This window comes from Xanthomonas albilineans (assembly GCF_009931595.1).
GTDB lineage: Bacteria > Pseudomonadota > Gammaproteobacteria > Xanthomonadales > Xanthomonadaceae > Xanthomonas_A > Xanthomonas_A albilineans.
On record NZ_CP046570.1, the window covers coordinates 2,077,500 to 2,097,449 of the forward strand.

Genomic DNA, 19,950 nt, shown 5'->3' on the forward strand with positions numbered 1-19,950 from the left:
GCTGCGTCCGTGCGCTAGCACATTGGGAAGCGCGCTAGCAGGCTGGGGGGCGGCCTTCCCTTACGCTCTTCGACCACTTGGTAGACCATCCGCAAATAACTTTGCTGCTAGTAAGTACCGGCCAGCGGCGCATGACTTCAATTGCGAATTGTTCGACGGTTCGCAGCGTCGGATGCTTCCCTGCGTGGCGCTCCTTCCACAATTCAAGTGCAGCAGCCTTGGCCGCCTGTTTTCCGTCCCTGTCGTTTGCCAATTTTGCAGCGGCGCCACGCCTACGGTCAGCCCTGTTGGCAAGGGCGCTAGCGACGTATTTCTCAGCCACGCCTCTCATCGCAGCCTCCTGCATTTTTGTTTCGGCGCTAATTGCCTCCAATAGCGCGATCATTTCTTCGCGGGCCTTCACTCCCCGCTCGACATGGCGTTCGGTCTTTTTCCTTTCAATCAACAGCAGCGCAGCGAGCGATAGATGCTCCGCTAGCGTCTCCTTCTCCTGCGTCATCCCCCACCGTTTGATTCGTGCAAGCCGTTTGTAACAATAACTTTCAAACCTACGATCCTCAGCTTCCTGCCTGGCCCTTTCCACCTTCTCGCGTTCAATTGCTTCGGCCAAATTTGGCCCACCCGACAGGGCCAAAAGAGAAATAAGCTGGTTCTTTGGTTGCTCGGTCATTGCGCACCTCCATGCTGCTAAGAAATCCTCGCACTCAATGGTGGCGCGGGGCGTAGTCGAGAAATCAGATAGCCGTGGCTCTCAGGGGCACGATATTGCCGCCAGCGCATAGGCCGTCCAAGTAGTCAGCCCAAGCCTGCATCATACGAATGCGCTCAGGCAGGTACTGCGCCGCGTGCGTGTATGCCTCGCGGACCTTGTTGGTTTCGGCGTGCGCAAGCTGCCGTTCGATGGCGTCAGGATTCCAGCCCATTTCATTAAGCCGCGTCGCCGCCATGCTGCGGAAGCCGTGGCCGGTCATTTCATCACTCGCATATCCCAGGCCGCGCAGCGCGGCATTGATGGTGTTTTCCGACATAGGGCGGTTCGGGCGCAGGCCGGGGAATACATGGGGGCCGCCACCGGTCAGTGCATGCAGGTCGCGCAGGATCGCCACGGCTTGGCTGGACAGGGGCACTAGGTGCGCCGCCTTCATCTTCATGCGCTCGGGGCGGATACGCCACATGGCGGCATCCAGGTCGATTTCCCCCCACTCCGCCGCCCGTAGCTCACCGGGACGCACGAACACCAAAGGCGCCAGCTTCAATGCCGCATGGGTCACGGGCTGCCCAATGAAACCCTCAATGGCACGCAACAACTGTCCGATCTTGACTGGATCGGTGATGGAGGCATGGTGACGGGCCTTGACGGTTTTCAGCGCGCCTCGCAGGCTGGCGGTGGGATCAATCTCCGCCTTGCCTTCCAGCATGGCGTAACGAAACACCTGGCCGGCCTTGATCTTGGCACGACCGGCAGTTTCCAGCTTGCCGGTGGCTTCAATCTTGCGCAGGGCGTCCAGCAACTCACGGGGCGTGATCTCGCCAATAGGCCGACTGCCGATCTCGGGGAACAGAAAGGTTTCCAGCAACCAGCGATTCTTCTCCGCCGTGACGCGCGCGACGGTCTGGCGGGCCATCCACTCGCGGGCCACGGTCTCGAACGTCTCCCCGGCGGGAGCCACCATGGCCGCCTGCTCCTTGGCCCGTTTCCGTTGCTCGCCTGGGTCCACACCAGCAGCCAGCAGCTTGCGCGCGGCGTCGCGCTTATCCCGTGCATCGGCAAGGCCGGTATCGGGGTAGGTGCCAAGGCTCAGCGTATTGCGCTTACCGGTGTTCGGTCGGCGGTAATCCCAGCGCCACCAGCGGGCACCATCCGGCCTCATCAGCAGGTACAGGCCGCCGCCATCGCGCAGTTTAAGAGGGGCAACTCCAAGCTTGGTCTTGCGGATGGCGGTATCAGTCAACGGCATGGCGGTAACTCTTGACCTCAACGTGCGGTAACGACCGCTGTTACCGCCAAAGCTACCGCCAATTGACACCGGATTTCAACGCACACCCCTGGACACCACCGGATTAACGGGCACAAAAAACCCGCTAATTTGCGGGTTTCATTGAAGTTTCTGGACGTTGCCGGACGTCATAAAACAATAAATTGGTGCCCGAGGCCGGAATCGAACCGGCACGCCTTTCGGCGAGGGATTTTCTTACCACTTCGGCTTTCGCCGCCAGCGCATGCGCTGTTCGTGGTCTGGAGCACGCCTTCACCATAGCCTTGCGACCGTAGGTGCCCGCCGTCTGCTCTCTACACCTTTCCAGACGTTGAGTCTGGACTTGGCTCGGCATTGGCTCGGACACCAAGGCATCCAGGGCTTTCGCCGACTTTGACGGGCTTCACTTCGGGCGTTTCCACCCGAAGGCTCAAATTGTTTAAGTCCCTTGTGTCTACCGATTTCACCACTCGGGCAGTACATGGTGCGCTTGTGCACACCATTCCCACTGCTGACTCACGCTTGGCTCCTGCCAAGCCACGAAGCTATATCTTGAATGCTCACAGACCACTGTCAACCCCGGATCTTTTGCATCTACAGCAAAAGCTCGGAAAACTTGACAAAACGGATCTCAAGTCCAATACGTCCACTAGGTTCGCCATCTTGGCCTAGTGACGTTAGCGTGCCTGATCGCGTGCGAATTGAAAACTAGTCCGCGCTCATCCATGGCGTCAAATGCAGCACTCATCACGCAGCCATTGAATAACCCGGTCACGGCGCGCAATCAATGGGGTACGCAACACTAACGCTGTGGACCGGGGCAGCCATCGTTGAGACGTCGTGCCAATCGCCATCGCCGACGGGACAACCGACCATCTGAACCAATGCAAACACGATCGCCGCATCACAGGGCCGAGGACAGGTCACCGCAATGACGTACCATCCTCGCCAACGCCAGCAGACATAGCCGCGACATGTCGTTGCAAAGAGAGCTAGCGCGATGCCTCGGAGGACTGTAGAATCGATGGCCTAAAATGCGGGAATAGCTCAGTTGGTAGAGCGCAACCTTGCCAAGGTTGAGGTCGCGAGTTCGAGTCTCGTTTCCCGCTCCATATTCAGCCCAATCGACATCCATCGATAGCGGCCAACTTTTCAGATCAAAAACCTTGCTCCTTTTCGCCCCCCCGCCTAGATCCACTCGGCAATGGCGTTCTACGCATTCAGAACCATATCGACACACGCACCGCTGCTATAGATGCCGAACTAATGGCATCAGGCAATGGATGGGCATGAAAGTGGAGTCTGGCTGCCGCAAGCAATAAGTGCCAACCGGCATGGGCGACAAAAACCAACGATGATCGATCCTCTCACCTGCAAGGCACGATGCAGGCAATCGCCTGCCGCACCAAAGTGACCCCTAATGGAATTGCGGAAAAAATCAGGGACGCAGAAACAGATCTAAGTCGTTGAATCGAGATGGAGGCCTGGGTCGGAATTGAACCGGCGTACGCGGATTTGCAGTCCGCTGCATAACCACTCTGCCACCAGGCCGATGGACTAATAATTTCCCGTCGGAGCGCTATCGCCACGCTCGACAAAAACAAAGCCCCGCTGCCGGGGCCTCTGTCGCAGAAGTTCCACACCCTCTGCACTTGCAACCCAAGAACCTGATTCGAAAGAGTTTTTCAAATCGAACCGATATGCAAGGGAATGCATTGTGGACCAAGCTCCACAGGTTGGCAACCCCGCCTTTACCAAGACCGACACCGCTGTCGCACACCGCAAGTTTTACCAGCGACAGCGTTGGCCTGGCATGAGCAAGGCGAATGTGTGTGACACCACCAGAGCAGCGCGATGTTGTCTGGACCGATCCAGGCTAGGTGCATACGTTACGACGCCGCCAAGCATTCGACAGGCCTGTGATCCATACGCAATCATCGCTACTCAGACCAGCAGGCGCGTCGCGTAGTTACAGGCATTGCGGCACACATCCGAGGGCATCCTCGAAATCCGTCACAGCGCTCCAGATGCGGCATAGACCCTACGCACCGCCGCCCCATTGGACCGTACAACGCCAATGAGCCTCAACGCAACGCTACATATATCGCCAGACACAAAAAAAGGGCTTCCGCCCCTTTTTGTTTTATCGCAACAGGACTTACGGCAACACTATAAATCCTGAATATGGAGCGGGAAACGAGACTCGAACTCGCGACCTCAACCTTGGCAAGGTTGCGCTCTACCAACTGAGCTATTCCCGCTTGAGGCCGCGCATTCTACCCGGAACACAGAAGCTGTCAACCATTGCCTTCGATTTTTTTGGCGCCCTTCTCCGCCATCGCCGCACGCTCGTCGGCACGCAGGCTCGGCCACGCAGCATGCAGGTACTGGATCCCCGACAGCAGGGTCAGGATCGCGGCAATCGCCAGCGTCCAATCACCGACGTGGAAGATGAACAAGCCCATCCACACGCTCTGCGGCGGCGAACCATCGGGCATCACCGAATACAGCAGGCATAACAACGCGACCATCTGTGCGGTGGTCTTGATCTTGCCGATCATCGCCACCCGCACCTTGGCGCGCTGGCCGATTTCGGCCATCCATTCGCGCAACGCCGACACCGCGATCTCACGGCCAACGATCACCGCGGCCCAGAACGCCATCCATGGGGTCGGATGGCCCTGCACGATCAAGAACAGCGCCACTGCCACCATCAGCTTGTCGGCAACCGGGTCGAGAAACGCACCGAATGCCGAATATTGGTGGTAGCGCCGCGCCACCCAGCCGTCCAGCCAATCGGTGAATGCCGCCAGGCCGAAGATCGCTGCGGAAGCGAAGTTGGTCCAGGTGTACGGCAAATAAAACACCAGCACCAAGACAGGGATCATCACGATCCGCAGCAGCGTGAGCCAGGTAGGGATGGTCAACTTCATTGCGCTGCTCTACTCGCCTGCCGGGTCGGGGACCGGCAGTCCATGCAGGTTAGCGTAGATTCGCGCGGCCAGTGCGTCGTTGATGCCGTCCACCCGCGCGATCTCCGCTTCACCGGCGGCCTTGAGTCCAGCCAGTCCTCCAAAATGCTTCAGCAGGCTGGCGCGGCGGCGTGGGCCAATGCCCGGAATGTCTTCGAGTTTGCTGGTCATACGGGCCTTCTGGCGACGACCGCGATGGCCAGTGATGGCGAAGCGATGCGCCTCGTCTCGCACCTGCTGGATGAACTGTAGCGCCGGCGACGCCGCGCCAGGACGCAACTCGCGCCCGTCCGGCATCACCAGGGTCTCGTGACCGGCGCGGCGTTCCACGCCTTTGGCAACGCCGATCAGCCGCACGCCTTCCACGCCCAGCGCGATCAGCGCCGCGCTGGCTTGCGCCAACTGACCGGCACCGCCGTCGATCAGCAGCACATCCGGTAGCACTGGCTCCGTCTTGACCTCGCCTTCCAATGCACGCCGGAAGCGGCGCTCGATCGCCTGACGCATCGCCGCATAGTCGTCGCCCGGTTCAATGCCGCTGATGTTGTACCGCCGATATTGACTTCGCACCGGACCGCTGGCGTCGAAGACCACGCACGACGCCACCGTCGCCTCGCCCATGGTGTGGCTGATGTCGAAACATTCCACGCGTTTGACCGGCTCCTCCAGCTCCAGCATTTCGCGCAACGCCTCGCTGCGAGCATGCTGCGCTTGATAGCTACTCAGTTCGCTCACCAGCGATGCCTGCGCATTGCGGCTGGCCAGTTCCAGATAACCGGCACGCTCACCGCGCACGTTCCATTTCAGTTGAATCTTACGCTCGGCAGCCGAACTCAATGCCGCTTCGATCAGGGCGGCGTCGGCAATCTCGCGGTCCAACAACACCTCGCGCGGCGGTGGGTGTTCGGCGTAGTACTGCGACACGAACGCACCCAGCACTTCAGCCGCACTGTCCTCGCCATTAGTCTTGGGAAAAAACGTGCGCGTCCCCAGGTTGCGGCCATCGCGGAAGGCCAACAACAGCACACAGGCATGGGCGCCCTGGGTGGCACAGGCGAGTACATCCAAATCTGCCGCGCGACCATCGACATATTGCCGGGTCTGCATGCTACGCAGCGCGCTGAGCAGATCACGCAAGCGGGCGGCGCGCTCGAACTCAAGCCGCTCGCTGGCCATTTGCATCGCCTGCACCAGCTCCTCGCCGAGCTGGTCGCTGCGCCCATCCAGGAACAGCATCGCCCGGCGCACCGCTTCGGCGTATTCGTCGGCGGCCACCAACGCCACGCATGGCGCGCTGCAACGGCCGATCTGGTATTGCAGACACGGCCGCGAACGATTACGGAATACGCTGTCCTCGCAGCTGCGTAGCTTAAACAGCTTATGCATCAGGTTGAGCGTCTCGCGCACGGCGGTCACGCCGGGATATGGGCCGAAATAGCGCCCGGGCACCGCGCGCGGCCCGCGATGCAAGGCGATCCGCGGCCAGTCCTCGCGGGTCAACAGCACATAGGGATAGCTTTTGTCGTCGCGCAACGACACGTTGTAGCGCGGCGACAACGATTTGATCAGTTGATTTTCCAGCAATAACGCTTCGCCCTCGCTACGGGTGACGGTAACGTCCATGCGCGCCACCTGCGCCAACATGGTCATGGTCCGTGCGTTTTTCGGCGAGGCGCTGAAGTAACTGGATACGCGCTTGCGCAGCGCGCCGGCCTTACCGACGTACAACAACGTGTCGTCGGCGGCATACATGCGATACACACCCGGCGCAGTACTGAGGTTGGCGGCAAACGCCTTACCGTCGAACGCGGGTAATGCCGAGGCGCTCATTCGCTGATCGGCACCTCGCTCAGTTCACCGCTACCGAGGTCGTAGCGCAACACGGCATGCGCATCGGCCTCGGCGATCCACACCGCCCCGGCACTGACCGCCAGCCCGGCCGGACCGTGCAGACGCCGCGGCAACGCCACCGTGGACAGTTCACCGCCGCCCAGACGCAGGCTGCGCAGACTGCCGTTGCCGCTATCGGCGATCCACAAATGCAGCGCGTCCGGACTCAGTGCGATCGCTTGCGGGAATTGCAGCCTGGCACGGCTGCGCGGGCCGTCCTCATGACCGAAATCCCATACTCCCTGCCCGCCGAGCAAGGTCTGCACCAAGTCGCCACGCAGCTGCATCGAACGCACCGACGATCCCAAGGCATCGCAGACATACATCACCTGATTCACCACAGCCAGGCTGCACGGTTGCGCGAACGCGGCCAGATGGGCACTGCCGTCACGCAACTCCAACGTGCCCGCACCGGCACACCGACGCAGGCTGCGGCTACCCAGGTTGTAGCTCCAGATGCAGTTGTCGCCGGCCATCGCCAAGTACACTTGATTGTCAGCAACCACCAGATCCTGCGGGTGGTTCAACGACACCAGCAGCGGCTGCTCCACCAGTCCTTCGACCGGCTCGCCAGCACGACCGTTGCCGCATAGCGTATCGACCTGGCCAGTCAACAGGTGGATACGGCGCAGTGCGTGGTTGCCGGTGTCGGCGACGTACAGCACACCACGCTGCAAGGCCAACCCCTGCGGGCGATGGAACGCCGCCTGACCGAGTTCACCGTCGATGAAATCCGCGGTACCGGTGCCGAACTGGCGCAGCAAACGGCCACCGGTGTTGCATTCGAGAATGCGATGGTGACCGCTGTCGGCGATGTAGAGGCGATCTTCATACAAAGCCAAACCTGACGGGAAACGCAACATCAAGCGCGGCTCGGGCTGAGTCTCAGGGACCTCGGGCAACTCGTCGTCCAGCGACAACGGCTGCTCTGCGCACAACGCGTGCAGCGCCTTGTCCAACTCGGCGCCACCGATCCCGACCAAGCGCTCGCGCTCAAAGCCAGCGGCATCGAGCAGCACCAGCGTCGGCCATGATTGGATGTTAAAGCGCTGCCAAATCGCCCAATCCGCATCGAGCACGATCGGCGCCGAAACACCCTGGCGACGCAGCAACTTCAACGCGCCCTGCGGCTCGCGTTCGTTGTCGAAGCGCGGCACCTGTACCACGATCATCTGCAACCGGCCGGGATTGCGCACATGCCAGTGGCTCACTTCGGCCAAACGCTGCATGCACCACACCGAGGCAGCGTTGACGAAAGCCAAGACGATGGCGCGCCCCTGCTGTTCGCGCAGCGCGGTCGGCGCCACATTCAGCCAGACACTGGACGACGGCAGTCCCAAATCGACAATGGAATTCATCGGTCAATTATGCCGGAGTCGAGGGTAACGAACAGCCGCGCCAAACTACCAACTGCGGCTTCGTCTACCAAGCGCCAAACACGCTCGAAGTGCGCGCTGCTGCCGGTGTAAGGATCCGGAATTTCCTCACCTGCCGCGACTCCGGCCCAAGGCAACCACAGCGCCATCTGCGCACGCGCCGCGACCGGCGCGCGCCGACGCACGTCTTGCAGATTGCTGGCATCGGCGCACAAGATCCAGTCGAACGCAGCGAAATCGGCATCGCACAGCGACCGCGCACGCAGCCGCGAAATATCCACGCCGTGGCGACGGGCACAAGCGATCGCACGCGGGTCTGGCGGCTCGCCGCGATGCCAATCTCCGGTGCCGGCGGAATCCACCTGTACCTGCGCAGCCAGTGGCGAGTGCTGCAAGTGATGACGCAACACGCCTTCGGCCATTGGCGAGCGGCAGATATTGCCCAGACAGACCATTAACAACTTCATGCCAAGGCCTGCAGACGTGCCTCGGCACGGGCCAAATCTTCCGGGGTATCGACCCCGGGCGGGAACGGAGCCGGCGACAACGCCACCGCGATACGGAAGCCGGCCTCAAGCACACGCAACTGCTCCAACGATTCGATCTGCTCCAGTTGGCCCGGCGACATCGCCGCGAACCGGCGCAAGAAAGCGGCGCGATACGCGTAGATGCCGATATGACGCAGCCATGGACCTGGCAGGGACAGGTGCGTGCGGGAAGCGGTAAACGCCTCGCGGTGCCAGGGAATCGGCGCGCGGCTGAAATACAGCGCATCGCCCTGCGCGTTGCGCACCAACTTGACGACGTTCGGATCGAACAGGTGGTCGGCCGCGTCCACCGGCGTGCCCAGGGTCGCCATTTCGGCGCCACTGTCGGCCAGTGCCTGCGCCACTGCCACGATGCCTGCGGCAGGCGCGAACGGCTCGTCGCCTTGCAAGTTGACGACCAGGGTCGCATCGTCCCAGCCGGCGATATCGGCGCATTCGGCCAGGCGATCGGTGCCCGAGGCGTGCTCGGCCGAGGTCGCCGCCACATGCACGCCGTGCAGATCCGCCACCGCCTCGGCAATGCGCGCATCGTCGGCCGCCACCCATACCTGCTGCGCGCCAGCGGCCAGCGCGCGGCGCGCCACATGCCGGATCAACGGCTCATCGCCGAGCACGCGCAACGGCTTGCCCGGCAACCGCGAGGCCGCGTAGCGGGCAGGAATGGCGACCACGAACGACGGCGGCGAAACAGCGCCGCTCATATGGCAGCGGTGCCGGCAGCGGCAGGCGAACGCAGGAAATATCGCGATACGAACATCATTGATGGTCTCTCCGCAGGGTTGTCCTGAATGGCCAAATAAGACGCGACCCGGATACACACGCCGCGTGCGATCGCAGCCTCGCGGCGCTGCATACCGCATTGTATCGGCGACAGCCGAAGCACCACCGAGGCTGGCGACACCATGCGTCTACCAGGATTCTATCGCGCTGTGCCAGCGGACACCGCGCAAGTCATATTCCTCTGCACGCGGGCACCTCACTCAGCGACATTGCCGGCACGGCCACGCAGCTTGTCCAGCCGATCCAGCAGGGCAATCCAAAATGCCGCTGGCAATTCGGCGACCAGCGGCACGCTGAAGCACCAATCATCGACAAGCGCTGCGCACTTGACCGAATCCTTCTCGGTCATCAACACCGGCAACTCGCTGCCAAAGGCCAGATCTGCGGCACTGTAACGATGATGGTCGGGAAACGCATGCGGCACCACACCGATGCCATGCGCGCGCAACATGGCGAAGAAGCGCTGCGGATGCGCGATGCCCGCCACGGCATGCACACGCTGGCCAGCAAAACTTTGCAACGACCGCCCGCGACCACCGCGCATGGGCTGCGCACTTTCGATGCGCAACCGCATGGCCCACTCGCCGAAACCGACTTGGACCTCTCCACTGTCGCTGGCCTGGCCCAGGTTGACAACCCGAAAGTCGCATTCGCTGCCGCGTGCGACCGGCTCGCGCAGTGGCCCAGCCGGGAGCAGACGCGCATTGCCGTAACGACGCTGGCCGTCCACCACCTCGATCTCGACGTCGCGCTGCAACCGATAGTGCTGCAATCCATCGTCGCAGACCACGATGTCGCAACCGGCCTGCAGCAGTGCGCGTGCCGCGGCAACGCGGTCGCGATCCACCCGCACCGGCACGCCGGTCTTGTGCGCGATCAGCACCGGCTCATCGCCACCGAGCTCGGCGCCTGTGCCTGGCTCGATCCAGCGCGCGACCTGATCCTGACGACGACCGTAGCCACGCGAAGCCACCCCCGGCGTCCAACCTGCTTCTTGCAGACGCCGCACCAACGCGATGGTCAACGGTGTTTTGCCGGTGCCGCCAGCGGTGAGATTGCCCACCACCACCACGGGCACAGGGAGACTGTGACGCGCGCGCCAGCCACGACGATACAGGGCGCGGCGCAGCGCGATCACGCCCGCGTACAACGGCGTCAGCGCGCGCGCCCACAGCGGCGCAGCGCCGGCGCCGTACCAATAGGCTGGAGTCTGCCGCCCGCGTTCTTCGCTCATTCGAACGGCCTTTCGCGAAATTGCATGCGGTGCAGATGCGCGTAGACGCCGCCCAACGCCAACAGTTCGCGATGAGTACCGCGTTCGACGATGCGGCCCTGGTCCATCACCAACACCTGGTCGGCGTGTTCGATGGTGGACAGGCGATGCGCGATGACCAGCGTGGTGCGCTCGGGCATCAACCGATGCAACGCGTCCTGCACCAACCGTTCCGATTCGTTGTCCAGCGCCGCGGTAGCCTCGTCGAGGATCAAAATCGGGGCATCCTTGAGCATCGCACGGGCAATCGCCAGACGCTGGCGCTGGCCGCCGGACAAGCGGCTCCCCTTGGCACCGACCTGCGCCTGCATCCCCTCGGGTAACTGCTGAACGAACTCCATGGCATTGGCACTGGCAATGGCATGTCGCAGTTGCGCCGCATCAGCTTCGCGCATCTCGCCGTAGGCAACGTTCTCGGCGATGCTGCCATCGAACAGCATCACCTGCTGCCCGACCAGCGCAATCTGCCGACGCAGATCGGCCAGACGGTAATCTTGCAACGGCTGGCCATCGAGCAGGATCTGGCCGGACTGCGGGTCATAAAAGCGTGGGATCAGCTTGACCAGGCTCGATTTACCGCTACCGGAACGACCAACGATGGCGGTCACGGTTCCAGGTTCAGCAACGAAACTGACCTCCGCCAAGGCCGGGCGGACCTGCCCCGGATAGGTAGCCGTCACCTGCCGGAATTCGATCCGCCCCTGCGCACGGTCGATGCGACAGATGCCGCTGTCCTGCTCTTCCGGCGCATCCAACACCATGAACAGCCGCTGCGCCGAGGCCACACCGCGTTGCAGCATGTTCTGTACGTTGGTGAGATTCTTCAATGCCGGGATGATCGCCATCATCGCGGTCATCAGCGAGACGAACTCGCCTGCGGTCAGGCGCCCGGCCAAGGCCTCGTGACCAGCGATCAACAATAGCGCAGCCAGACCGATCGCACCAAGCAGTTGCACCGCAGCCGAGGAGATGCCACGGGTGGACTCGACCTTCATCGCCAGACGTAGGTTGGTATCGGCCAGATCCTGGTAGCGCTGCATCTCGCTGTTACGCGCGCCGTAGACCTTGACCTCCTGATTGCCGGACAGCGCCTGCTCGGCGGCCTGCATCAATTCCGCATTGCTTTCCTGGATGCGGTGACTGACCCGACGGTAGCGCTTGGCCACCCGATCCATGACCCAGGCCAGCGGCGGCGCCACCAGCAAAATGGTCACCGTCACCGTCCAGCTGTACCACAGCATCACTGCCAACGCGCCGACGATCTGCAGGGTCTGCTGCACCATCACCTTCATCGCATCGACCGCCGCCTGCGCCACCTGGTCGCTGTCCGAGCCCAGCCGCACCAACATCGAGGTCACCGGTTCGGCGTCAAAGCGACTACCCGGCAGGCGCAGATACTTGTCCAGCACGTTGACGCGGAAATCGCGGGCGATGCTGCGCGCCGCGCGCCCCATCGCCATATCGGTGAGGTAACCGGCCAGACCACGCAATACGAATAAACCGACGATCTGCAGCGGCAGCCACATTGCCACCTCGCGGTTGCGGGCAATGAAGGTCTCGTCGGTGATCGGCTTCATCAGCGCCAGAAAACCGGAGCCAGCCACCGCTTCCAACAACGCCCCAACCACGGCGATCAATAACAAGCCACGGTAGCCACCGGCATACGATAAGAGACGGCGATAGGTCCGCCAGGGCGAATCCTGGTGGGGCGGGGCGAATGCTGCGTTCACTTGGAGCTTCCGTCCCTGTTGACGTCGGGCGCAGTGGCGATGGCGATGCGGCGGAAACCAAGCTGGCCCAGCGCATCCTGTACGGTGACCACCGCCTGATACGGGGTACGCGCATCGGCGCGCAGCAGTACCGGCTGCATGCGGTCGTCGCCAGCAATCTGGGCGATGCTGCGCTTGATCGATTCCACATCAGTGCGCAGCACTTCTTGATCGTTGACGAAGTAATGGCCATCGGCATTGATCAACACGCTCAGCGTGCGCGGCAGCACCGGTGTGTGCTGGTCGCTGGCGTTGGGTAGCTGCAATTGCAGCGTGGAGCGAGCATCGAAGGTCGTGGTCACGACAAAAAAGATGATCAGCACCAGGATGACGTCGATCAGCGGCACCAGATCGATATGCGGCTCGTCCTGGCCGCGCTCGTCGCGAATCCGCATCGGCTCAGCCCTTGGCCGCAGCGGCGGCACTCTGCGCAGCCGGTCGTGCGGATGCCGCCGGTACGCCAGTACGGCCGTGGCCCTCCAACGCGTCGGTCAACGCGGTGGCCTCCTGCTCCATCTCGATGATGTAGCCAGCGATACGACTTTTGAAATGACGATGGAAGATCAATGCAGGCACCGCGATGATCATGCCGGTCGCCGTGCACACCAGCGCCTTGCCGATACCGCCAGCAAGCTGGTTCACGTCACCGACACCATGGTCGAGGATGCCAAGGAACATCTGGATCATGCCGACCACCGTGCCGAGCAGACCCAACAGCGGTCCGGCCGAGGCCACCGTGCCCAAGGTATTCAGAAAACGTTCCATCCGATGTACGACATGACGGCCCGTATCTTCGATGCGCTCGCGCACGATCTCGCGCGAACGGTGGCGCACCTCCAGACCAGCGGCCAACAGCGCGCCCAACGGCGAATTGCGCCGCAACGATTCGATGTGGGTCGGATCGAGCTTGCCACGGGTGGCCCAATTGCGCACTTCCTGACCCAGCCCCGGCGGCAAGACTTCACTACGGCGCAGGCTCCAGAACCGCTCCAGGACAATCGCCAGCGCGACCACGCCCAACAGCAGCAATGGCACCATCGGCCAGCCACCGGCCTTGACCAGTTCCAACACGTCGCACCCCTCCGGCACGTTCGGCCGTTCGTTCACAGGCCGATAGGATAGCAGCCGTCCGCGCCCGCTCCGCCGCATCCCACAACCGCGCCCGCCATGCCCGCCGCTGGCGCAGTTGCACGCCGGCATGGCCCAGCCAGACGCGCAACGCGCCTCCCTGGGCGGTGCACGCGACCTGCGTACCGGCGGCTTGCCAACGTGCGACCACCTCCGGCCGCGGATGGCCGAAACGGTTTCCCTCGCCCGCCGAGATCAGCACCAGCCGCGCGCCGGTGGCGGCGATGAAAGCAGGTTGCGAAGCATGCGCACTGCCATGATGCGGGGCCAGCACCACCTCGGCACGCAGGTCTTGTGGTGCCTGACGCAGTAGCCGACGTTCGATCACATCGCTAATATCTCCGGTGAGCAGCACCGCACCATCGCCACTTTCGACGCGCAAGACGCAACTCGATTCATTGTCGAGATAGGGAAAGCCGGAAGGTGGATGCAGAAAGCGGAAGCGCACGCCGTCCCACTCCCAGCCGGTTCCCGCCACACATGGCCGATCCACCCGTACCGGCGCACCGGCCGGCGCCTGCGCCAAACCAATCGGCAAGGCAGCGCGGACGGCTTCGAAACCGCCAGCATGATCGTTGTCGCCATGGCTAATCACCACCCGCTGTAACCGCGCCACGCCAAGCGCATGCAGCGCCGGCACCACTGCTCGCTCGCCAGCGTCGTACCCATCCTTGACCGCAGGGCCGGTGTCGTACAGCAATTGATGCCGCGCGGTACGCACCAGCACCGACAATCCCTGCCCCACATCGATCATCACCAATTCCACCTCGCCAGGCGCCGGCAGCTCCAATGGCGGCCAGAACAACGGCAACCACAGCAATACCGCCAACGGCTTGCCCGGCACCGCACGCGGCAACAACAACCAGAACGCACCAAGCAGTGCCAGGGGCAGCGCCCAGTCGCGCGCCTCCGGCAACCACCACAAAGCAAAGCGGCTCTCTCCCAGCATGGTGAACACAGGCCATGTCAGATCGAAGCAGAACGCTGCCGCACGCCACACCCAAATGCCGGCTCCGACGTGAACCGTGTCCAGCGCAGTCCCGAGCAGCGCCAACGGCACCACCACCAGACTCCACCATGGGATCGCCAGCAGGTTGGCCAATGGCCCGACCGCCGAAGCCTGGCCGAAGAGCATCGTGCTCAACGGCAATAAACCCAGCGTGGCAACGCCCTGCGCCGACAAGAACTCGCGCAATTTGTCGCGCCAACCACTGCCGGCCTTCGGCATGCACCAGACCAACCAAGCGACACCGAAGAAACTCAGCCAGAAACCGGCCGACAATACCGCCAGCGGATCGGCGACCAGCATCACGATCGCCGCCAGCGCCAACGCATCGACCACTCGCACCGGACGCCGCCACAAGCGCGCGACTACCACCACCGCGATCATCAACGCGGTGCGGACCGTGGGCAGCGCCATGCCCGATAGCACGGTATAGCCTGCTGCGCCGAACATCGCCAGCATGGCCGTCGCCTGGTGGCGTGGACATGATCGTCCCAGACGCGGCCACAGCCGCCACAAGCCACCCGCAAGCAAAGCACAGCCACCCGCGACCAACCCAACATGGAAGCCGGAAATGGCGATCAGATGAGTCAGCCCTGCCGCGCGCAGGATGCGCCAGTCACGATCGTCCAGGCGCCGAGTGTCGCCCAAGGCCAACGCCTGCACGTAGCGCGACGATGCGCTCGGCACGGTCGCAGCAATGCGTGCCGACACGCGCTCGCGCCAGGCATCAATGCCCTGCCCGGGCGCCAATTGCACTGCGGCGCGCGGCGCGACCACATAGCCGCTGGCCGCGATCCGTTGCGCGAGCGCATATGCCTCGGCATCGAAACCGCCAGGGTTACTGAGACCGCGCGGCGCACGCAGGCGCAAACTCAAGCGCCAGTGCGCACCGGCACGCAAGGCCGTGCGCGGCCCTGGCAACCGCGTACCGAAGTCGTCGTACCAGGCCAGTTGCAGCAGGCGTCCACGCAGCGGTGCCGGTTGTGCCGCATCGGCATCCACCCGGATCAGGAAACGGGTGCGCCGCGGCTGCGCCTGCGGCAACTCAACCACCTGGCCACTGAGGGTGGTCACGCGGTTTTCCCAATCCGGGGGTAACTGCTGTGCCAGTACCCTCCCAGCGATCAATCCCAACCAGCCGGCACCGAACGCAAATGCGCCCAACCAGCGCCAGCGCGGGAATAAGCAAAACAGTAGCAGGCCACCAAGTAGCGCCACCAGCAACAGCGGCCATGGCAGCAAACGTGGCAGCCACAGCGCGGCCAGCACGCCTGCGGCGAGACTGACCGCAATGGCGATGCCGAACGGTGCGACCGCCACACCCTGCGGGGCCAGATTCGCTCGCACCGTGATGCGCATGGACTGAAGACAACACGGCATGCGACCGCCCCTCCCTGGCATGGATGCAGGCACCGGTATGGATGCGTCGCCAGCGCACGTCGCTCGATGCCAGGCTCAGCCTCGCGCAGCCGGCACCGCTTGGCTATCGGACAAACACCTCGCAAAGCATCGGAGTTTGCTGGTCGCCGCCTGCGCGACGCCATGCAGGCGACAACGCGTATACACGGTGCATAGGGTGCCAGGACAGCAAAGACGCGCCGCGCCGCACGCGATGCCGCAGCATAGGCGGCGGCGAATCAGACCTCGGCGAGCGCGAGTTCGCGCAGCTTGCCCTGGTGCAGTTCCAGCACACGGTCGAGCTTGCGCGCCAGACTGCGGTCGTGGGTGACCAGCACCAGGCTGGTCCCATGTGCGCGATTGAGTTCGAGCATCAGCGCGAACACGTTGGCGGCGGTCTTGTCGTCGAGATTGCCGGTGGGCTCGTCGCCGAGCACACAGGCCGGACGGTTGACCAGGGCACGCGCCACCGCGGCACGCTGGCGTTCGCCACCGGACAATTCACCCGGCTTGTGCTCCAGGCGATGCCCCAGACCCACCGATTCCAGCAAGGCGCGCGCGCGCGCATCGGCTTCGTTCACCTGCGCTCCACTCAGCAATACCGGCATCATCACGTTTTCCAACGCGGTGAATTCGGGCAACAAATGATGGAACTGATAGACGAAACCCAGCGAGCGGTTGCGCAGCTGCCCACGCGCCGCGTCGGTCAGCGCCGACATGCGCTGCCCGGCGACGTAGACCTCGCCTGAGGTAGGCACGTCGAGGCCGCCAAGCAGGTGCAACAAAGTGCTTTTGCCTGCACCGGAGGCGCCGACGATGGCCACCGTCTCACCCGGGGCCACACTCAGGTCCAGTGCGTCGAACACCGGCGTGCGCATCTTGCCTTCGGCGTAAGTCTTGGCCAACGCTTCGGCGCGAACGGCCTCCCCGCCCAACGGCGACCCCGCAGGTTGACGATGCGCCATCTCCGATTGCGGTTGCTTACTCATAGCGCAGCGCCTCCGCCGGTTGCGTGCGGGCCGCGCGCCACGCTGGATACAGCGTGGCAAGAAAACTCATCAACAACGCGACGACGGTGATCACGACGACGTCGCGCGGTTGCATGTCGGTCGGCAAGCCGGTGATGTAGTACACATCCTCGGGTAGCAACTTGATATTGAACACCGCTTCGATGGCGGCCAGGATCCGCTCCAGGTTCAAGGTCAGCACGACGCCACCGATCACTCCGGCGACGGTACCGATCACGCCGATCAGCGTGCCCTGCACCATGAACACCTGCATCACCCCGCCGGGACTCAACCCGAGCGTGCGCAGGATCGCGATGTCGGCCTGCTTGTCGGTCACCAGCATCACCTGCGAGGACACCAGGTTGAACGCGCCCATCGCGATGATCAGCGACAACAAGATGCCCATTACGGTCTTTTCCATCTTCAACGATTGATAGAGGTTGGCGTTCTCGCGGGTCCAGTCACTGACCATGTATGGCCCACGCAGCTTCAACGCCAGGTCGCGGGCCACGTTCCAGGCCAGATCCATGTCGTGCAATTTCAGCCGCACGCCGGTGACGCCGTCGCCCATGCGCAGCACCCGCTGCAGATCCGCCATGCTGGTCACCGCCAGACCGCGATCGACCTCGTTGTAGCCGGCCTCGAAGATACCGCTGACGGTGAAGCGCTTGTAACGCGGCACCATGCCCATCGGGCTGGCCTGCGGTTCGCCGAGCATCACCACCACCTTGTCGCCCACGGCCACGCCCAGCCACAACGCCAGTTCCTGGCCGAGCACGATGTTGTAGGAGCCGGGGACCAAACTGTCGACCGACCCCTGCTTCATCTTCTGCGCCAGCACCGAGACCTTGGCTTCCTCCGCAGGCACAATGCCGCGCACGATCGCCGGCTGGTTACGCAGACCAGTCAACAGCGCCTCTTCCTCGACATAGGGCGCGGCGCCGGCCACGCGCGGATCGCCCATGGCCACGTCCACCGCGTGCCGCCAATCCTGCATCGGCGCGCCCTGCGCGCTGACCGTGGCATGGGCCGCCATTTGCAGGAGTCGGTCGCGTATCTCCTTCTGGAAGCCGCTCATCACCGCCAGCGTGGTGATCAGCACCGTCACACCCAGGGCGATACCGAGGATCGAGGCCATGGAGATGAAGGAGATGAAGTTGTTGCGGCGTTTGGCACGCAGATAACGCAGGCCGATGGCCACGGGTATAGGTTTGAACATGCGCAGCCACCATCCAGGGATGCGCTATGGTGCCATTTGCGGCGGCGCAGACGAAGCGGCATGGGCCTGTGCGGCCAGACGCAGTTCACGTCGTGCCGGCGCCGGCAGCGTATCCGGCCACCACGCCAGGTGCCGCAACCGCCCTTGCGCATCACGCCAGCGCAAGAATGCCAACGGCCCACGCCAGTGGACCTGCAGCGCGGTCACCGGCGTGCCGTCCACTGTGGCAGTACCAGCCCCTGCCGGGATCAGCACGATGCGAGGCAGACGCCCAGCTTCGCGGCGCAATAGCACCAGCGCATAGAACAAGGCGAGCAGTGCCGCCGACCACGCCACGCCACGCGGCAGGTCCGAACCGAGGATGGACAGCGGCGCCAGAACGCCCAGCAAGCTCAACGCGGCCAGCAGCCAGCGCGAGGGACGCCATTCAAGCCGGCATGGCGCGTATGGTGGCGATGAGATCGGCGGCACGCGCATCGGGACAAACCTCATACCCCATGAACCAGCGCCATAATTTATCGTCCTCGCAATCGAGCAGGGATAGGAAAACCCCGCGTTCGACTGTCGGCGCCTGTGCCCAACGCTGGTCCAGGTATCGGCCGAACAGTTGGTCCAGCTCGCGCATGCCGCGCCGGCAGCGCCAGCGCAGCTTTTTCAGTTCGGTGGTGTCGTCCATCGTATCGCCCCTTGCCTGGTGACGGCGCGCGGCAGCGGTCGCCGCAACGAACGCGGCACCGAATCGCAGCATCGGTGCCGCGCAGTCGGCGGGCAGGCCCGCCGCAGTGAAACCGCTCGCAGAGCCGATCCGATCAGGCGCGACGCGCCATCATCAGCTTCTTGATTTCGGCGATCGCCAGCGCCGGGTTCAGCCCCTTCGGGCAGGTCCGCGCGCAATTCATGATGGTATGGCAGCGATATAGCTTGAACGGGTCTTCCAGATCATCCAGGCGCGCACCGGTGTCCTCGTCGCGCGAATCGATGATCCAGCGATAGGCCTGCAGCAGGATGGCCGGCCCCAGATAGCGCTCGCCGTTCCACCAGTAGCTCGGGCAACTGGTCGAGCAGCAGGCGCACAGGATGCACTCGTACAGGCCGTCGAGCTTCTTGCGATCCTCCGGCGATTGCAGTCGCTCGCGATCCGGCGGCGGCGGGGTCTGAGTGCGAATCCAAGGCTTGATCGAAGCGTACTGGGCGTAGAAATGGGTCAGATCGGGGACCAGATCCTTGACCACGCTCATGTGCGGCAGCGGGTAAATCGGCACTTCCCGCTTGCCGCAATCGGCAATCGCCTTGGTGCAGGCCAGCGTATTGGTGCCGTCGATATTCATCGCGCACGAACCACAGATTCCCTCGCGGCAAGACCGGCGGAAGGTCAGGGTCGGGTCGATTTCGTTTTTGATCTGGATCAGCGCGTCCAGGACCATCGGACCGCACGCGTCCAGATCCACCTCGTAGGTGTCGGTGCGCGGATTGCTGTCGTCGTCCGGATTCCAGCGGTAGATCTTGAAGGTGCGCACATTCTTCGCGCCCTTGGCGGGATAGTGCTTGCCCTTGCCGATCGTGGAATTCTTGGGGAGGGTGAACTCTGCCATGGCTGTTCTCGTTGGC

The 19,950-nt window shown here is 63.3% G+C and carries 17 protein-coding genes and 3 tRNA genes; 1 reads left to right on the forward strand and 19 read right to left on the reverse strand.

Going from position 1 to position 19,950, the window contains the following annotated elements:
• Positions 1-34: 34 nt before the first annotated feature.
• Both XaFJ1_RS08695 and XaFJ1_RS08700 read right to left on the reverse strand, forming a co-directional pair.
• Positions 35-670, reverse strand: coding sequence for a hypothetical protein (locus XaFJ1_RS08695; protein WP_012916297.1), 636 nt, complete (start codon positions 668-670; stop codon positions 35-37).
• A 64-nt stretch (positions 671-734) separates the two neighbouring features.
• Complete coding sequence (locus tag XaFJ1_RS08700) at positions 735-1,958, reverse strand: tyrosine-type recombinase/integrase (RefSeq protein WP_012916298.1); 1,224 nt, start codon at positions 1,956-1,958, stop codon at positions 735-737.
• Between the two features lie 1,054 nt (positions 1,959-3,012).
• Here XaFJ1_RS08700 and XaFJ1_RS08705 point away from each other — a divergent pair.
• A tRNA-Gly gene (locus XaFJ1_RS08705) sits at positions 3,013-3,088 on the forward strand.
• Positions 3,089-3,453: 365 nt separating this feature from the next.
• On the opposite strand, the gene XaFJ1_RS08710 is transcribed toward XaFJ1_RS08705, so the two are convergent.
• The 17 genes from XaFJ1_RS08710 to XaFJ1_RS08790 form a co-directional block, all read right to left on the reverse strand.
• A tRNA-Cys gene (locus XaFJ1_RS08710) sits at positions 3,454-3,527 on the reverse strand.
• 634 nt (positions 3,528-4,161) lie between these two features.
• Positions 4,162-4,237, reverse strand: a tRNA-Gly gene (locus XaFJ1_RS08715).
• A gap of 36 nt (positions 4,238-4,273) precedes the next feature.
• Positions 4,274-4,909 (reverse strand): CDP-diacylglycerol--glycerol-3-phosphate 3-phosphatidyltransferase, encoded by a 636-nt coding sequence (gene pgsA, locus XaFJ1_RS08720; protein WP_012916300.1) that lies wholly within the window; start codon positions 4,907-4,909, stop codon positions 4,274-4,276.
• A gap of 9 nt (positions 4,910-4,918) precedes the next feature.
• A complete protein-coding gene (gene uvrC / locus XaFJ1_RS08725; protein WP_012916301.1) occupies positions 4,919-6,778 on the reverse strand; it encodes an excinuclease ABC subunit UvrC in 1,860 nt (619 codons plus the stop codon).
• Complete coding sequence (locus tag XaFJ1_RS08730; protein ID WP_012916302.1) at positions 6,775-8,196, reverse strand: NHL repeat-containing thioredoxin family protein; 1,422 nt, start codon at positions 8,194-8,196, stop codon at positions 6,775-6,777. Before XaFJ1_RS08730 ends, uvrC begins: the two co-directional genes overlap by 4 nt.
• The gene (locus XaFJ1_RS08735; protein WP_012916303.1) at positions 8,193-8,681 is read right to left on the reverse strand and encodes a low molecular weight protein-tyrosine-phosphatase; all 489 of its coding nucleotides are present in this window, start codon (positions 8,679-8,681) and stop codon (positions 8,193-8,195) included. Before XaFJ1_RS08735 ends, XaFJ1_RS08730 begins: the two co-directional genes overlap by 4 nt.
• Positions 8,678-9,463, reverse strand: coding sequence for a 3-deoxy-manno-octulosonate cytidylyltransferase (gene kdsB, locus XaFJ1_RS08740; RefSeq protein WP_012916304.1), 786 nt, complete (start codon positions 9,461-9,463; stop codon positions 8,678-8,680). The genes XaFJ1_RS08735 and kdsB overlap by 4 nt, the downstream gene beginning before the upstream one ends.
• A 275-nt stretch (positions 9,464-9,738) precedes the next feature.
• On the reverse strand, positions 9,739-10,776 hold the full coding sequence (lpxK, locus tag XaFJ1_RS08745; RefSeq protein WP_012916305.1) for a tetraacyldisaccharide 4'-kinase: 1,038 nt from the start codon (positions 10,774-10,776) through the stop codon (positions 9,739-9,741).
• Positions 10,773-12,545: a lipid A export permease/ATP-binding protein MsbA gene (gene msbA / locus XaFJ1_RS08750; RefSeq protein ID WP_045756893.1), complete on the reverse strand. Its 1,773-nt coding sequence runs from the start codon at positions 12,543-12,545 to the stop codon at positions 10,773-10,775. The genes lpxK and msbA overlap by 4 nt, the downstream gene beginning before the upstream one ends.
• Positions 12,542-12,979 carry an ExbD/TolR family protein gene (locus tag XaFJ1_RS08755; protein WP_012916307.1) on the reverse strand — a complete coding sequence of 146 codons (438 nt, stop codon included), beginning with the start codon at positions 12,977-12,979 and terminating at the stop codon, positions 12,542-12,544. The genes msbA and XaFJ1_RS08755 overlap by 4 nt, the downstream gene beginning before the upstream one ends.
• 4 nt (positions 12,980-12,983) lie before the next feature.
• Complete coding sequence (locus tag XaFJ1_RS08760; RefSeq protein ID WP_045756894.1) at positions 12,984-13,655, reverse strand: MotA/TolQ/ExbB proton channel family protein; 672 nt, start codon at positions 13,653-13,655, stop codon at positions 12,984-12,986.
• Positions 13,549-16,098: a DNA internalization-related competence protein ComEC/Rec2 gene (locus XaFJ1_RS08765; protein ID WP_012916309.1), complete on the reverse strand. Its 2,550-nt coding sequence runs from the start codon at positions 16,096-16,098 to the stop codon at positions 13,549-13,551. Before XaFJ1_RS08765 ends, XaFJ1_RS08760 begins: the two co-directional genes overlap by 107 nt.
• Before the next feature lie 257 nt (positions 16,099-16,355).
• Complete coding sequence (lolD, locus tag XaFJ1_RS08770; protein WP_045757301.1) at positions 16,356-17,081, reverse strand: lipoprotein-releasing ABC transporter ATP-binding protein LolD; 726 nt, start codon at positions 17,079-17,081, stop codon at positions 16,356-16,358.
• Between the two features lie 16 nt (positions 17,082-17,097).
• The gene (locus XaFJ1_RS08775; protein ID WP_012916311.1) at positions 17,098-18,342 is read right to left on the reverse strand and encodes a lipoprotein-releasing ABC transporter permease subunit; all 1,245 of its coding nucleotides are present in this window, start codon (positions 18,340-18,342) and stop codon (positions 17,098-17,100) included.
• 24 nt (positions 18,343-18,366) lie between these two features.
• A complete protein-coding gene (locus XaFJ1_RS08780) occupies positions 18,367-18,819 on the reverse strand; it encodes a hypothetical protein (RefSeq protein WP_012916312.1) in 453 nt (150 codons plus the stop codon).
• The gene (locus XaFJ1_RS08785; RefSeq protein WP_012916313.1) at positions 18,770-19,018 is read right to left on the reverse strand and encodes an FAD assembly factor SdhE; all 249 of its coding nucleotides are present in this window, start codon (positions 19,016-19,018) and stop codon (positions 18,770-18,772) included. The genes XaFJ1_RS08780 and XaFJ1_RS08785 overlap by 50 nt, the downstream gene beginning before the upstream one ends.
• Positions 19,019-19,151: 133 nt before the next feature.
• Positions 19,152-19,934 carry a succinate dehydrogenase iron-sulfur subunit gene (locus XaFJ1_RS08790; protein ID WP_012916314.1) on the reverse strand — a complete coding sequence of 261 codons (783 nt, stop codon included), beginning with the start codon at positions 19,932-19,934 and terminating at the stop codon, positions 19,152-19,154.
• Positions 19,935-19,950: the final 16 nt, after the last annotated feature.

Excerpts from the sequence above, each read along its gene's own strand:
- XaFJ1_RS08695 (WP_012916297.1), bottom strand. The coding sequence starts at position 670 with ATGACCGAGCAACCAAAGAACCAGCTTATTTCTCTTTTGGCCCTGTCG.
- XaFJ1_RS08700 (WP_012916298.1), bottom strand. The coding sequence starts at position 1,958 with ATGCCGTTGACTGATACCGCCATCCGCAAGACCAAGCTTGGAGTTGCC.
- pgsA (WP_012916300.1), bottom strand. The coding sequence starts at position 4,909 with ATGAAGTTGACCATCCCTACCTGGCTCACGCTGCTGCGGATCGTGATG.
- uvrC (WP_012916301.1), bottom strand. The coding sequence starts at position 6,778 with ATGAGCGCCTCGGCATTACCCGCGTTCGACGGTAAGGCGTTTGCCGCC.
- XaFJ1_RS08730 (WP_012916302.1), bottom strand. The coding sequence starts at position 8,196 with ATGAATTCCATTGTCGATTTGGGACTGCCGTCGTCCAGTGTCTGGCTG.
- XaFJ1_RS08735 (WP_012916303.1), bottom strand. The coding sequence starts at position 8,681 with ATGAAGTTGTTAATGGTCTGTCTGGGCAATATCTGCCGCTCGCCAATG.
- kdsB (WP_012916304.1), bottom strand. The coding sequence starts at position 9,463 with ATGAGCGGCGCTGTTTCGCCGCCGTCGTTCGTGGTCGCCATTCCTGCC.
- lpxK (WP_012916305.1), bottom strand. The coding sequence starts at position 10,776 with ATGAGCGAAGAACGCGGGCGGCAGACTCCAGCCTATTGGTACGGCGCC.
- XaFJ1_RS08755 (WP_012916307.1), bottom strand. The coding sequence starts at position 12,979 with ATGCGGATTCGCGACGAGCGCGGCCAGGACGAGCCGCATATCGATCTG.
- XaFJ1_RS08765 (WP_012916309.1), bottom strand. The coding sequence starts at position 16,098 with ATGCCGTGTTGTCTTCAGTCCATGCGCATCACGGTGCGAGCGAATCTG.
- lolD (WP_045757301.1), bottom strand. The coding sequence starts at position 17,081 with ATGGCGCATCGTCAACCTGCGGGGTCGCCGTTGGGCGGGGAGGCCGTT.
- XaFJ1_RS08775 (WP_012916311.1), bottom strand. The coding sequence starts at position 18,342 with ATGTTCAAACCTATACCCGTGGCCATCGGCCTGCGTTATCTGCGTGCC.
- XaFJ1_RS08780 (WP_012916312.1), bottom strand. The coding sequence starts at position 18,819 with ATGCGCGTGCCGCCGATCTCATCGCCACCATACGCGCCATGCCGGCTT.
- XaFJ1_RS08785 (WP_012916313.1), bottom strand. The coding sequence starts at position 19,018 with ATGGACGACACCACCGAACTGAAAAAGCTGCGCTGGCGCTGCCGGCGC.
- XaFJ1_RS08790 (WP_012916314.1), bottom strand. The coding sequence starts at position 19,934 with ATGGCAGAGTTCACCCTCCCCAAGAATTCCACGATCGGCAAGGGCAAG.